A 14,447-nucleotide genomic window follows, 5' to 3' on the forward strand; every position below is an offset into this window, starting at 1 on the left:
TTACGCCACTCAAGCCAAACGCTGTTTCGCTGCGGCTATCGCACTGGCGACCTGCTGAGGAGAAACACCGCCCTTGGCGGAACGTTTATCCAGGCATGATTGAAGTGCCAGAATTGGGTATACGTCGTCGCCAATCACCGCGCTGAATTTCTGCAAATCAGCCAACGGCAGGGCTTCCAACGCCTTACCCTTGCGAATCGCCTCTACCACCGCCTCACCGACGATATGGTGCGCCTCACGGAATGGCACGCCTTTGGCGACCAGATAATCCGCCAGTTCGGTCGAGTTGGCGTAGCCCTGCTCTGCCGCTTCCTTACAACGCGGACGTTTCACCTGGATGCCATCCAGCACCAGCGCCGCCATCTGCAGACAGTCCATCCAGGTATCCAACGCGTCGAACAACCCTTCCTTGTCTTCCTGCATATCTTTGTTGTACGCCAGCGGCAGGCCTTTCAGCGTCATCATCATGCCCGTCAATGCACCCTGTACACGCCCGCATTTACCGCGGATCAGCTCCAGCGCATCCGGGTTTTTCTTCTGCGGCATCAGCGAGGAGCCGGAAGTCACGCGGTCGGACAGATCGACAAAGGCCGCTTCACCGCTGTTGAAGAAGATCAGGTCTTCGGCAAAGCGCGACAGGTGCACCATGCTGATGGAGGCGTTAGACAACAGTTCCAGCACGTGGTCACGATCCGAAACGCTGTCCAGGCTATTACGGGTTGCCGACGCAAAGCCCAGCCAACCGGCCAATTGCTCACGGTCGATCGGGTACGCAGTACCGGCCAGTGCGCCACTGCCCAGCGGGCTGACGTCCAGGCGTTTCAGCGTATCCTGCAGGCGGCTTTCATCACGCGCCAGCATTTCAACATAGGCCAGACACCAGTGCGCGAAGGTCACCGGCTGCGCACGCTGCAGGTGGGTATAACCCGGCATCACCGCATCCTGGTTGGCTTCGGCGGTTTCCACCAGCGCCTGTTGCAGTTGCACGATGGCCTGATGCAGTTCACCAATTTGGTGTTTGCACCACAATTTCAGATCGGTCGCGACCTGATCGTTACGGCTACGGCCGGTGTGCAGCTTTTTACCGAGATCGCCGACCTTGTCGATCAGCTTTTGCTCCACCCAGCTGTGAATATCTTCCGCATCGCTGCTGACAATCGCCTGCGGATCGGCCTGTACCTCTTCCAACAGCACGCTCAACGCCTGTTCCAGCTGTTGCTGCTCGGTCGCCGTCAATACGTTGACGGTCACCAGCGCTTTCGACCAGGCCACTGACCCTACGATGTCCTGTTCCGCCAGGCGATAATCGAAGCGCAAAGAATCATTTAACTGCTTGAACCGCTGATCTGCCGCCTGACTGAACCGTCCGCCCCAAAGTGCCATACCTTACTCCTGAATTTTATGCGAATAAGGGCGCAGCACGCTGCGCCCTTATCAAGTCACGCCGAATAATCAATAAAGTTACTTGTTCTTTTTCTCGTTCAGCGCACGGATGCGTGAAGAGAGCGAGAACAGGCGGATAAAGCCACCGGCATGGCTGTGATCGTAAACTTCGTCTTCGCCAAAGGTGGCGAACTCTTCAGAGTACAGGCTATTGGCAGATTTCTTCTGAATTGCCGTTACCTGGCCTTTGTACAGCTGCAGCACCACTTCGCCGTTCACTTCTTCGGCCAGTGCCTCAGCAGATGCTTGCAGTGAACGACGCAGCGGCGCGAACCAACGGCCATCGTACACTACGTAAGCCATTTCCAGGCCCAGCTGCTCACGCCATTTGAAGCTATCGCGATCCAGAACCAGCTGCTCAACGCCACGCAGTGCCGCCACCATGATGGTGCCGCCCGGGGTTTCGTAGCAACCGCGGGATTTGATACCCACCAAACGGTTTTCCACGATATCGATACGGCCCACACCATGTTTGGCGCCCAGCACGTTCAGGGTTTCCAGGCATTTGTACGGGCTCAACGCTTCGCCGTTTACCGCCACTACCCGACCTTTCTCGACGGTGACAGTCACCTGCTCTGGCTGATCCGGAGCTTCCTGCGGATCGACGGTCCAGACCCAGCAGTCTTTATTCGGTGCATTCCACGGGCTTTCCAGCACGCCGCCTTCGGTAGAGATATGCCAGGCGTTTTCGTCACGGCTGTAGATTTTTTCCAGCGACGCCGTGGTCGGGATGTTGCGCTCTTTCAGGTAGTCCAGCAGCGCTTCACGGGAACGCAGGTTCCACTCGCGCCAAGGGGCTACCACTTTCAGGTGCGGCGCCAGTGCGGTATAGGTGGTTTCGAAACGCACCTGGTCGTTACCTTTACCGGTTGCGCCGTGGCACAGCGCGTCAGCACCGACCTTCAGCGCCAGCTCAACCTGCGCCTTGGCGATGATCGGACGGGCCATTGAGGTCCCCAGCAGGTAGCTGCCTTCATACAGAGCACCGGTTTGCAGCACGGGGTAAACATAATCACTGATGAATTCTTCACGCAGATCAACAACGTGACACTCAGAGGCACCGGATTGCAGGGCTTTTTGCTCCACGCCTTCCAGATCGCTGCGCTCCTGGCCGATATCTGCCACGAACGCCACCACTTCGCAGCCGCCGTAGTTTTCTTTCAGCCAGGGAATGATGGCCGAAGTATCCAGGCCGCCAGAGTACGCCAGAACGATTTTTTTGATGCCTTGGTTTTGCATGGTCTTTTCCTTTTTAATTCTAAATTTAAGCGAGGATCCGGGTGCCAATCGACACGCCGTTAAACAGTGCAGGAAGCTGATCGGCATGGCGCCAACTGGCGATATCTACCGGGCGACCGAGGGTGCGGGCCGCATCGAGCGCCGCATTCACCTTCACCACCATACCATCAGTGATGATGCCCTGGGCAATCAGTTGTTCCGCTTTTTGCGCCGTCATTTCTGCGATGCGCTGCCCTTTTCCGTCGAGGATGCCACTGACATCCGACAGCAGGATCAAATCCGCACCCAGCGTGGCGGCCAACGCGGTCGCCGCCTGATCGGCGTTTACATTCATTAACTTCCCATCGGCGGTAATACCGATAGAGCTGATCACCGGCAGGTAGCCGGCACCCAGCAGGGTATTGAGCAACGCCGGCGACCCCGGCTGCGCGTTGCCTACGTGGCCAAGCGCCGGATCGAGCGGGGTGACGGTGACGCTGCCGCCGTCCGCCAGGCTCAGGCCTACGGCATTAATCTGGTGTTTGATCGCCCATGCCAGCAAGGTTTTGTTGGCCGTACCGGCCAGTGCGCCAGTGATAATGTCGATCTGATCGGCCGGGGTAACCCGCAGCCCATTTTTCTTCACCACCGGCAGGGAAAGCTGCTTCATCAGTTCGTCCACCACGCAACCGCCGCCGTGGACGATAACCAGTGGGCGCTGATGCTGCTGGCGGTAGCTGTCCAGCGCGGTAAACAAACGCTCCAGCGCTTCTTCACTGTCTAATAACACGCCACCTAACTTGATAATTAACGGGTTCATCGCTGTTTACATCCCACGCTGGTGATTTATTAAAGTAATGACTGGGTTTCCGGGAACCCAAAACGGATATTCAGGCATTGCACCGCCTGAGCGGCTGCGCCTTTCAACAGGTTGTCTTCCACCGCCACGGCAATCAGGTGTTCGCCCTGCACGGCAAAGCCGATATCGCAAAACGGCAACCCAACCACTGACTTCAGCGCCGGCACGCCTTTGTCGTACAGCCGCACCAGCGGTTTGTCGTCATAGGCAGCGTGATAAACGGCGGCCACGTCCTGCGCGGTCACGCCGGCTTTAAGGCGACAGGTGATGGTTTCGAGAATACCACGCGGGAAGTTACCCAAATGTGGCGTAAAGATGACCGGAGCCCCTAGATGCGCGACGATTTCCGGATGATGACGGTGGTTGAAAATTCCGTACGGCTGCAGGCTCACCTCACAGAAGCTGGTGGTAACGCTGGCCTTGCGGCCCGCGCCGCTAACGCCGCTAGTGGCGTTGATGACCGGCCACTGGTCGAGGTTCAGCAAACCTTGGTCGATCAGCGGTTTCAGTGCCAGCTGCGCTGCCGTTGGGTAACAGCCTGGCACGGCTATCAGCTGCGCCCGTTTGATTTCGTCGCTCTGCCACTCCGCCAGGCCATATACCGCCTGCTCCAGCAGCTCGGCATGCTGATGTTCAAAACCGTAGTACTGGCTGTAGAAAGCGGTATCTTTTACGCGGAATGCACCGGAAAGATCGAACACCACACAACCTGCGGCCAGGAATGCCGGCGCGATATCGTGGCTGACCTCATGCGCCGTGGCCAAAAACACCACGTCGATACCTTCAGCCGCTTTCGCAACGTCAACCAGTGGTTGCAACGGCAGATCGACGATACCTTTTAACTGAGGGTGTAAATCGGAAAGCAATTTTCCTGCATCTGCACTTTGCGCTGAAACCGCTAAAGCGGTTATGTTCATGTGTGGGTGACGATTAAGGTACGCCGTGAGCTCCGCTCCGGCATAACCGCTGGCACCGACAATCAGCGTATTCAACATGGGGCCTTTCACCTTCTTGACTTGCGTTTGGTCGTTTTCGACTCAGGTTTCCAGGCTCACCAGCGTTGTTTCGCCGTTCACCCACGAGGTCGAGCGTTGATGTTTTTATAATCATCCGGGAATCGGGTTCCCTTACGCTCCAGCTTATTGTATTTTTATTCACAATAATTGCATGAATATTGATACCAACCTAACCAAAGGCTGTCAACAGTGAAGATGAAATTACCTCCATTTATTGAGCTGTACCGGGCGTTGATCGCCACTCCGTCGATCAGCGCCACCGATGGTGCCCTCGATCAGAGTAATGAAGCGTTAATCAACTTGCTGGCCGGCTGGTTTGCCGATTTGGGTTTCCGCGTCGACGTGCAGCCGGTGCCGGACAGCCGCAACAAATTCAACCTGCTGGCAAGCATTGGCGAAGGCAGTGGCGGCCTGCTGCTGGCGGGCCACACCGATACCGTGCCTTATGATGAAGGTCGTTGGACACGCGATCCTTTCACCCTGACCGAGCACGACAATAAGCTGTATGGACTGGGTACCGCCGACATGAAGGGCTTCTTTGCCTTTATTTTGGATGCGGTGCGTGACATCGATGCCAGCCAGCTGACCAAGCCGCTGTACATTTTGGCCACCGCAGATGAAGAAACGACGATGGCCGGCGCACGTTACTTCGCCGCCTCGACCAGCATCCGCCCTGACTTCGCGATTATCGGCGAACCGACCTCATTGCAGCCGGTGCGTGCGCACAAAGGCCATATGGCCAACGCCATTCGCATTGTCGGCCAATCTGGCCATTCGAGCGACCCGGCGCGCGGCGTGAACGCCATCGATCTGATGCATGACACCATCGGCCGTTTGATGGAGCTGCGTAAAACGCTGCAGGAGCGCTACAACAACCCGGCATTCGCCGTGCCTTATCCCACCATGAACTTCGGCCATATCAGCGGCGGCGATGCCGCTAACCGCATCTGCGCCTGCTGTGAACTGCATCTGGATATCCGTCCGCTGCCGGGCATGACGCTCGACAATATCAACGAACTGATGCACCAAACGCTGGAACCCATCAGCCAACGCTGGCCGGGCCGCCTGAGCATTGAAGAACTGCATGCCTCGGTACCGGGCTACGAGTGTCCGACCGATCATCAGATGGTGGCGGTGATTGAGAAACTGCTGGGCACCCGTACACAGGTGGTCAACTATTGCACCGAGGCGCCGTTCGTCCAGCAGGTCTGTCCGACCCTGGTGCTGGGCCCCGGCTCTATCGACCAGGCGCATCAGCCGGATGAATACATCGATACCGGCTTTATCGAACCCACGCGCAAACTGCTGGGCCAACTGGTCGATCATTTCTGCCGTCAATAAACCTGATACAAAGTAGGGGTTATGATTTATCATTTCCCCTACCTCAAAATACGTATTAAACCAATGAAATAAGCCAGACTGATAACCGGCGTGCCGTAATTAAATTTCAGAAAATGCGCCGATTTTGATGTTTTTTTGCTAAAAATAGTGTCAATTGACGATTGGACAGGAACGTGGCGAGATAAAACAGGCGCTCTTCGCCTGACATGTGAAACTTACTTACAAGATAAAAATCATCTACCCAATAGATTTCAAGTTGCAGCTAGGCGGCGAACGCTTGAATCCCCGGGAGCTTGGATCAACCAAGTGAACGGGGTGAGAGCGCGAAGCCAACACCGCTGTGGCTTGAAAGATGAAGGGTAAATACAGAACTGGGTCAGGGGTTATATGAACGAACAATATTCGGCAATGCGAAGTAATGTCAGTATGCTCGGCAAATTGCTCGGCGATACCATCAAAGAAGCGCTGGGCGAGCATATTCTCGATCGCGTTGAAACTATCCGTAAGCTTTCCAAATCTTCACGTGCAGGCAATGAAGCGCACCGTCAGGAGCTGCTTTCCACCTTGCAAAACCTGTCCAACGACGAGTTGCTGCCGGTCGCACGCGCCTTCAGTCAGTTTCTCAATCTGACCAATACCGCCGAGCAGTACCACAGCATTTCACCCAACGGTGAAGCCGCCAGCAACCCGGAAGCGCTGGCTCAACTGTTCACACGGCTGAAAGACAAAAAGCTCAGCACCAAAGAGCTGCAGAATGCGGTGTCTCAACTTTCTATCGAGCTGGTGCTGACTGCGCACCCGACGGAAATCACCCGCCGCACCCTGATCCACAAACTGGTAGAGGTGAACACCTGCCTCAGCCAGCTCGACCATAACGATCTGGCCGACTACGAGCGCAACAAGATCATGCGCCGCCTGCGTCAGTTGGTGGCTCAATCGTGGCATACCGACGAGATCCGCAAACACCGTCCGTCCCCGGTTGACGAAGCCAAGTGGGGCTTTGCGGTGGTGGAAAACAGCCTGTGGGAAGGGGTGCCTGCCTTCCTGCGCGAATTCAACGAACAGCTGGAAAACTCCATTGATTACAGCCTGCCGGCGGAAGCGGTGCCGGTGCGTTTCACGTCCTGGATGGGCGGTGACCGCGACGGTAACCCGAACGTCACGGCCGAGATCACCCGCCACGTGCTGCTGCTGAGCCGCTGGAAAGCCTGCGATCTGTTCACCCGCGATATTCAGGTGCTGGTGTCCGAACTGTCGATGACCGAATGTACTCCGGAACTGCGCGCACGGGCCGGTGGCGACGAGGTTCAAGAGCCGTACCGCGAAATCATGAAGCAGCTACGCAGCCAGTTGATGAGCTCTCAGGCTTATCTGGAAGGCCGCCTGAAAGGCGAGCGCGTACTGAAGCCGCACGATCTGCTGGTGAATAACGAACAGCTGTGGGAACCGCTGTTCGCCTGTTACCAGTCGCTGCAAGCCTGCGGCATGAGCATCATCGCCAACGGTCAATTGCTGGATACCCTGCGTCGCGTGCGCTGCTTTGGTGTGCCACTGGTACGCATCGACGTTCGCCAGGAAAGCACGCGCCACACCGAAGCCATCGCCGAACTGACCCGCTATCTGGGCCTTGGCGACTACGAAAGCTGGTCAGAAGCCGACAAGCAGGCGTTCCTGATCCGTGAACTGAATTCCAAACGCCCGCTGGTGCCGTTGAAGTGGGAACCGAGCGCCGACACCCAGGAAGTGCTGGAAACCTGCCGGGTGATCGCCGAGGCGCCAGAAGGTTCGATTGCCGCCTACGTGATCTCCATGGCGCGCACGCCTTCGGACGTGCTGGCGGTTCACCTGCTGCTGAAAGAAGCCGGTTGTCCGTTCCCGCTGCCGGTCGCGCCGCTGTTCGAAACCCTCGATGACCTGAATAACGCCGACGACGTGATGACCCAGTTGCTGAATATTGACTGGTACCGCGGCTTTATCCAGGGCAAACAGATGGTGATGATCGGCTATTCCGACTCGGCGAAAGACGCCGGGGTGATGGCCGCCTCCTGGGCGCAATACCGCGCTCAAGACGCACTGATCAAAACCTGCGAAAAGGCTGGTGTAGCGCTGACTCTGTTCCACGGCCGTGGCGGTTCGATTGGCCGCGGCGGCGCACCTGCGCATGCGGCACTGCTGTCGCAACCGCCGGGCAGCCTGAAAGGCGGCCTGCGCGTGACCGAGCAAGGCGAGATGATCCGCTTCAAATTCGGTCTGCCGGAAGTCACCATCAGCAGCCTGGCGCTGTATGCCGGTGCCATCCTGGAAGCCAACCTGCTGCCGCCGCCAGAGCCGAAAAAAGAGTGGCGTACGCTGATGGATGAGCTGTCAGACACCTCATGCAAAATGTACCGTGGCTACGTGCGCGAAAACCCGGATTTTGTGCCTTATTTCCGCGCCGCCACGCCGGAACTGGAGCTGGGCAAACTGCCGCTGGGCTCCCGCCCTGCCAAGCGCAAGCCAAACGGCGGCGTAGAGAGCCTGCGCGCCATTCCGTGGATCTTCGCCTGGACGCAGAACCGTCTGATGTTACCGGCCTGGCTGGGCGCCGGTGCCGGTTTGCAGGAAGCGGTAAAAGCCGGCAAGCAGGATCAGCTGGAAGCCATGTGCCGCGACTGGCCGTTCTTCTCCACCCGTATTGCGATGCTGGAAATGGTGTTCGCCAAGGCCGACCTGTGGCTGGCGGAATATTACGACCAACGCCTGGTAGACAAATCGCTGTGGCCACTGGGCCAGCAGCTGCGCGATCAGTTGGAAAGCGACATCAAGGTGGTGCTGACCATCGCCAATGACGCGCACCTGATGGAAGACCTGCCGTGGATCGCCGAATCCATTGCGCTGCGTAACGTGTACACCGACCCGTTGAACGTCCTGCAGGCTGAGCTGCTGCACCGTTCGCGCCAGCAGGAGCACCCGGACGCCCGCGTTGAGCAGGCGCTGATGGTCACCATTGCCGGCGTTGCTGCCGGGATGCGCAATACCGGCTAGGTTAAGCGCCAAAAGCACGGCTCCTGCTTGCAGGGGCCTTTTTTTTTATCCCCCGCTGACGGATGCTTCATCTCAACGGGTTGCCCAGCAGCGGTAGCGGTATTGGAGGAAATTGCGCCCAACAAAAAGGGCGCTGTATTGACCCAGCGCCCTTCCCGATGATGATGAATAGAGTGAATCAGGCCGCGACCGGACGCACACCCAGCGTATGGCAAATGGCGTAGCTCATCTCTGCACGGTTGAGCGTATAGAAGTGGAAATCCTTTACCCCTTCGCGGCTGAGGATCTTCACCATATCCATCGCGATATTGGCGCCGACCATTTTGCGGGTTTCCGCGTCGTCATCCAGCCCTTCAAACATGCTGGTCATCCAGCTCGGTACGCGTACGTTGGTCATGGTGGCAAAACGCTGCAGCTGCTTGAAGTTGGATACCGGCAGAATGCCCGGGACGATTTCCACATCAATGCCGGTAGCGACGCAACGATCGCGGAAGCGCAGGTAGCTTTCCACATCGAAAAAGAACTGGGTAATCGCCCGGTTGGCGCCGGCATCGATTTTACGTTTCAGGTTAATCAGGTCCGCCTGCGGGCTTTTCGCTTCCGGATGCACTTCAGGGTAAGCGGCAACCGAGATATCGAAATCGCCAACCTCCTTCAGCAAGGCCACCAAATCGGTCGCGTACATGTCCGGCTTGCCGCTGCCCGGTGGCAAGTCGCCACGCAGTGCCACTATATGCCGGATGCCGCTGTTCCAGTAATCGGTCGCAATCTCACGCAGCTGAGCCGGGCTGGCGTCGATGCAGGTCAGGTGTGGGGCCGCATCCAGACCGGTGCGATCCTTAATCCCTTTGATGATGCTGTGGGTGCGATCGCGCTCGCCGGAGTTAGCGCCATAGGTCACGGAAACAAATTTTGGCTTCAGGCTGCTCAGGCGGTCAATGGATTGCCACAGGGTGTCTTCCATCTCGCTGGTGCGCGGCGGGAAGAATTCAAATGATACGTTAATCTGGCCGTTTAACTCCGCCAGACTCTGATTCAGCGCTTCCCGCTGGTTTGCGTGGAAAAAACTCATACCCTGCCCGCCTCTTATCGATCGCTGTTCTGCTTGTTTTGATAAGCGTCTATACGTTTAGACGTCTAGATAGAAAATGCCGTATGTTGGCTAAAGAGTCAACAGGAAAGTGAGGGGAATACGATGATTAATCCTCACCCGTAAAGAGAAGGAATTTCATGTTCGCAACACAGAGAATTATGGCAGGAAAAACGAGGGGCGCGACGGATGCGCGCCCACAAGAAAATTAAAGCAGCTGCGCCAAACGGTTAAGGTCTGACTGGATCGCGCCGGCAGTGACGTCGCGCCCGGCCCCGGGTCCACGGATCACCAGCGGATTGTCACGATACCAGCGGCTTTCGATAGCGAATACGTTATCGCAAGGCAGCAACGACGCCAGCGGATGTTCAGGGCGGACCGCTTCAACACCGACCCGCGCCTTGCCGTTGGCATCGAAACGCGCAACATGGCGCAACACCAGCCCCATTTCACTGGCGGCCTCAAAGCGCTGCAACATCTGTTGGTTCAACGCATCACCATTTTCAAAGAACTGATCCACGGAGCCAAGCTCTGCGCCCGCAGGCACCAGCGACTCCACCCGCACCTGATTCGGCTCAATGTCGTAGCCCGCTTCGCGCGCCAGGATCACCAGCTTGCGCATCACATCCTGACCGGAGAGATCGACGCGGGGATCCGGTTCTGTCAGCCCCTGTTGCCAGGCCTGATCCACCAGGTCGGTGAACGGCACCGTGCCGTCGAACTGCAGGAACAGCCAGGACAGCGTACCGGAGAAGATGCCGCTAATGGCCAGAATGCTGTCACCACTGTCGCGCAGATCGCGTACCGTGTGGTTGACCGGCAGACCGGCACCGACGGTAGCGTTATACAGCCAGTGGCGGCCGGTCTTGGCAAAGGCATCGCGAATTTGGCGATAGTTGGCGCTGCACGACGCTCCCGCCAGTTTGTTGGCGCTGATCACATGGAAACCGTAGCTGGCGAAGTCCAGATACTGCTCGGCCAGATTTTCACTGGCGGTCACGTCCAGCACCACCAGATCGTCAAACGGGTGCGCGCGCATCCACAAGAACAACGACTCCTCGTCCAGTTCCTGCGCTTCGTCCTCGAAGAAGGCCAATACGCGGCTGGCGTCCAGCCCGTCGTAATTGAGCAGGCTGCGGCGACTGTCCACCACGCCCGCCAGGCTGAATTCGAAGCCGCTGCGGGCGGAGATGTTTTTCTGCTCGCGGGCAAACAGCTCCAGCCAGCGTGCGCCGATATTGCCTTTGCCGAACAGCACCAGACCAATACGTTTTTCAGCGCGGAACAGGGTCTGATGCAGGCCCTGAATCAGCAGCGCGGTTGGCCCCTGACGCAGCACCGCCACCATGCTGATGCCGTCTTCAGCCTGCCAGATAAACTCTACCGGCTGGTCTTTCAGTTGCTGATAGAAGCGATGGCTGTGCAGCGGGTTTTTACAAACGCCGGCACCTACCAGCGCCACCAGCGCCAAGCCTTCGCGCAGTTGCAGCTCCCCCGGCAGCCCCGCGTTTTGCAGCGTGTGCAGGACGCTGTTCACCACTTCGGAGGTGTAGCACAGCTGAACCAGACTGCGGTCCGGATGAACCCCTACCGCCAACGGTTTGATCTGCGCGCGCTTAAGCACCAAATCCAACTCTTGCTGCGCCAGTTTAAAATCATGCTGACTGGCAACCTGCAGCTCAATCAAACACACGTCGTCATGGCTGGTGACGATCTTCGCACCGGTGCCCGAGGCCAGCACGCGTTCGATACGCGTTGAACCCTGTTCCGGCTGATAACTGCAACGCAGTTGAAGATCGATATCGCTGCCGGATACCGGCTGCAAAGTACGGGTGTGCAGCACCGGAGCCGCCAAACGCGCCAGTTCACTGGCTTCGTCCAGGCGCAGCAGCGGCAGCAGGCAGGCGTCTTTCACCTTGCGGGGATCGGCGCTGTAGACCCCAGCCACGTCGCTCCAGATGGTCACGCGCTCCGCACCGGCCAACGCACCGACCTGCGTGGCGGAGTAGTCACTGCCGTTACGCCCTAACAGCACGGTTTCACCGGCGTCATTGCGTGAAATAAAACCGGTCACCACCAGGCGTTTGCCCGGATGCTGTGCCAGCAATTGTTGCAGCAGAGGATAAGAACGGCCTTCATCAACCTGCGGCTGGGCAGCACGTTCCGCCCGCAGGAAATCGCGCGCGTCCAACCAGGCCGCCTGCATATCCAGTTTGTTCAGTACCGCCGCCATCAGGCGCGCCGACCAGATCTCGCCGTGACCAACCACCTCGGCATAGATGACGTCGTCGAGCTTTTCGTCCAGCAACACGGCCAGACGCTCCAGATCCTGAATAAACTCGGCGATCAAGGGTTCAGCGGTTTCCGGCGGTAACAGACCGCTAATCAAATCGCTGTGATAACGACGCAGCGTCTGCTGAACCTGATGCGCAGAAAGGCGATCGCTCTGACTAAGCTTCAACCAGCTAATCAGTTGGTTGGTGGTGCTGCCGGCAGCCGACACCACCATCATGTCGCCTGGCTGGCTGTATTCGGCCATGATCCCGGCCACCCGCAGATAACACTTCACGTCCGCCAGGCTGCTGCCGCCAAACTTGTGCAGTTGACGCCCGCTCACCGGCCCTGCTACCGCAATTGCATTCATGCTTACCTCGTTGCCGCCGCCTGGAAGGCACGTTCCAGATCGGCAATCAAATCTTCACTGTCTTCAATACCCACGGAGATACGCAGCAGGCTCTCGGAAATACCGGCCGCCGCACGGGCTTCTGCCGCCATACCTGCATGGGTCATGGTCGCTGCATGCGAGATCAGGCTTTCTACGCCGCCCAACGATTCTGCCAGAGTAAACAGCTCAAGGGCAGACAGAAAACGGCGCAATAGCGCTTCATCACCGTCCAGTTCAAAGCTGAGCATCGCGCCAAAACCGCGTTGCTGACGACGTGCAATCTCGTGCCCAGGGTTCTGTGGCAGAGAAGGATGATACAGCTTTTTCACCAAGGGTTGCTGCTGTAAATAACTGACAATAGCTTCGGCGTTTTGTTGCGCCGCCTTGATACGCGGCGACAGGGTACGCATGCCGCGCAGCAACAAATAGCTGTCGAACGCGCCGCCGGTCACGCCGATATTATTGGCCCACCACGCCAGCTCCACCGCCAGATCTTTATCTTTGGCGATCACCGCGCCGGCGACCACGTCGGAATGGCCGTTAAGATATTTGGTGCAGGAATGCACCACCAGATCGGCACCCAGCCCGATGGGTTGCTGCAGCGCCGGGCTGAGGAAGGTGTTGTCCACCACCGTCAAGGCCCCCACTGCGTGTGCCGCATCGCATATCGCCGCAATATCCACCACCCGCAGCAGCGGGTTACTTGGACTTTCAATCAGCACCAGCTTGGGCTTTTGCGCCAACGCCTGCTGCAGCGCTTCTTCATTCCCCTGATCGACAAACAGCACGCGGTAAGCGCCACGCTTGCTGAGGCTATCGAACAACCGGTAGCTGCCGCCGTAGCAATCATGCGGCGCCACCAGCAGATCGCCGGGCTGCAGCAATACGGTGGTCACCAGATGGATCGCCGACATCCCGCTGCTGGTCATCACCGCACCGGCACCGCCTTCCAGTTCCGCCAGCGCACGCTGGACCACGTCACGCGTCGGGTTACCGCGGCGCGAGTAGTCATGAGCGCGAGGCTGATTGAAGTCGGTAAAATTATAGGTGCTGGAAAGGTGGATCGGCGGAACAACGCAGCCGTACTGTTCGTCATCGTTCAGGCCGCTACGTACGGCAATCGTGGCAGGTTTACGCGTCATAGGGTCGCTCGGCTCTCGGGATTCGGATGAATGAGGCCTAAAGATTAATCGCAGCGAGGATAGACGTCAATACATCTGGACATCTAAACTTCTTTGCGTATAGATTGAGCAATGCCCTAATACCCGCTAAAATTATGCCGGTTTGATATAACGATACGATGTTAACCCGGAATGCATAGGCGACACCTATTGATCGTCCGCATTCAGTGACCCTGGTCGCGTATAATTGACATTTATTTAGTGAGAACAGTGAAGATCGGGCATAATTGGCCGGTTTTTAGAATTTTGTAATTTTTCTGACAAATTTAAGGTGTCCCATGGCTGAGTGGAACGGCGAGTATGTCAGCCCTTACGCTGAACACGGTAAAAAAAGCGAGCAAGTCAAAAAGATCACGGTATCCATTCCGCTGAAGGTCCTGAAAATCCTCACCGATGAACGGACCCGTCGCCAGGTCAATAACCTGCGCCACGCCACCAACAGCGAATTGCTGTGTGAAGCGTTTCTGCACGCCTTTACCGGCCAGCCGCTGCCGAACGACGAAGACCTGCGCAAAGAACGCAGCGATGAAATCCCGGAAGCCGCGAAGCTGTTGATGCGTGAATTGGGTGTGGATCCCGATACCTGGGAATACTAAGCGCCGGTCTGCGA

Annotated in this window: 10 protein-coding genes; 3 read left to right on the forward strand and 7 right to left on the reverse strand. The window is 57.5% G+C overall.

Going from position 1 to position 14,447, the window contains the following annotated elements; translation table 11 throughout:
- Positions 1-9: 9 nt before the first annotated feature.
- The 4 genes from argH to argC all read right to left on the reverse strand — a co-directional run bounded on the left by argH (position 10) and on the right by argC (position 4,515).
- On the reverse strand, positions 10-1,383 hold the full coding sequence (argH, locus tag H0S68_RS23800; RefSeq protein WP_201895905.1) for an argininosuccinate lyase: 1,374 nt from the start codon (positions 1,381-1,383) through the stop codon (positions 10-12).
- 78 nt (positions 1,384-1,461) lie between these two features.
- Entirely contained in the window at positions 1,462-2,682 is a 1,221-nt protein-coding gene (locus H0S68_RS23805; RefSeq protein WP_020837526.1) for an argininosuccinate synthase, read from the reverse strand.
- Between the two features lie 25 nt (positions 2,683-2,707).
- Entirely contained in the window at positions 2,708-3,481 is a 774-nt protein-coding gene (gene argB / locus H0S68_RS23810) for an acetylglutamate kinase (RefSeq protein ID WP_020837527.1), read from the reverse strand.
- 29 nt (positions 3,482-3,510) lie between these two features.
- The gene (argC, locus tag H0S68_RS23815; protein ID WP_122080448.1) at positions 3,511-4,515 is read right to left on the reverse strand and encodes an N-acetyl-gamma-glutamyl-phosphate reductase; all 1,005 of its coding nucleotides are present in this window, start codon (positions 4,513-4,515) and stop codon (positions 3,511-3,513) included.
- 216 nt (positions 4,516-4,731) lie between these two features.
- Here argC and argE point away from each other — a divergent pair, with 216 nt between their 5' ends.
- Together argE and ppc are read left to right on the forward strand one after the other, a co-directional pair.
- Positions 4,732-5,877 carry an acetylornithine deacetylase gene (gene argE / locus H0S68_RS23820; protein WP_164171170.1) on the forward strand — a complete coding sequence of 382 codons (1,146 nt, stop codon included), beginning with the start codon at positions 4,732-4,734 and terminating at the stop codon, positions 5,875-5,877.
- Positions 5,878-6,264: 387 nt separating this feature from the next.
- Complete coding sequence (ppc, locus tag H0S68_RS23825; RefSeq protein WP_046374890.1) at positions 6,265-8,901, forward strand: phosphoenolpyruvate carboxylase; 2,637 nt, start codon at positions 6,265-6,267, stop codon at positions 8,899-8,901.
- A gap of 178 nt (positions 8,902-9,079) precedes the next feature.
- Here ppc and metF read toward each other — a convergent pair whose 3' ends face one another.
- From metF to metB, 3 genes are all read right to left on the reverse strand, one after another.
- A complete protein-coding gene (metF, locus tag H0S68_RS23830) occupies positions 9,080-9,973 on the reverse strand; it encodes a methylenetetrahydrofolate reductase (protein ID WP_020837531.1) in 894 nt (297 codons plus the stop codon).
- 226 nt (positions 9,974-10,199) lie between these two features.
- Positions 10,200-12,635 carry a bifunctional aspartate kinase/homoserine dehydrogenase II gene (locus H0S68_RS23835; protein WP_020837532.1) on the reverse strand — a complete coding sequence of 812 codons (2,436 nt, stop codon included), beginning with the start codon at positions 12,633-12,635 and terminating at the stop codon, positions 10,200-10,202.
- Positions 12,636-12,637: 2 nt separating this feature from the next.
- On the reverse strand, positions 12,638-13,798 hold the full coding sequence (gene metB / locus H0S68_RS23840; protein ID WP_020837533.1) for a cystathionine gamma-synthase: 1,161 nt from the start codon (positions 13,796-13,798) through the stop codon (positions 12,638-12,640).
- 317 nt (positions 13,799-14,115) lie between these two features.
- On the opposite strand from metB, the gene metJ reads away from it, so the two are divergent.
- Entirely contained in the window at positions 14,116-14,433 is a 318-nt protein-coding gene (gene metJ, locus H0S68_RS23845; RefSeq protein WP_012147461.1) for a met regulon transcriptional regulator MetJ, read from the forward strand.
- The last annotated feature ends 14 nt before the right edge of the window (positions 14,434-14,447 follow it).

Origin of the sequence: Serratia sp. AXJ-M (assembly GCF_046531865.1) — a bacterium.
GTDB lineage: Bacteria > Pseudomonadota > Gammaproteobacteria > Enterobacterales > Enterobacteriaceae > Serratia > Serratia liquefaciens.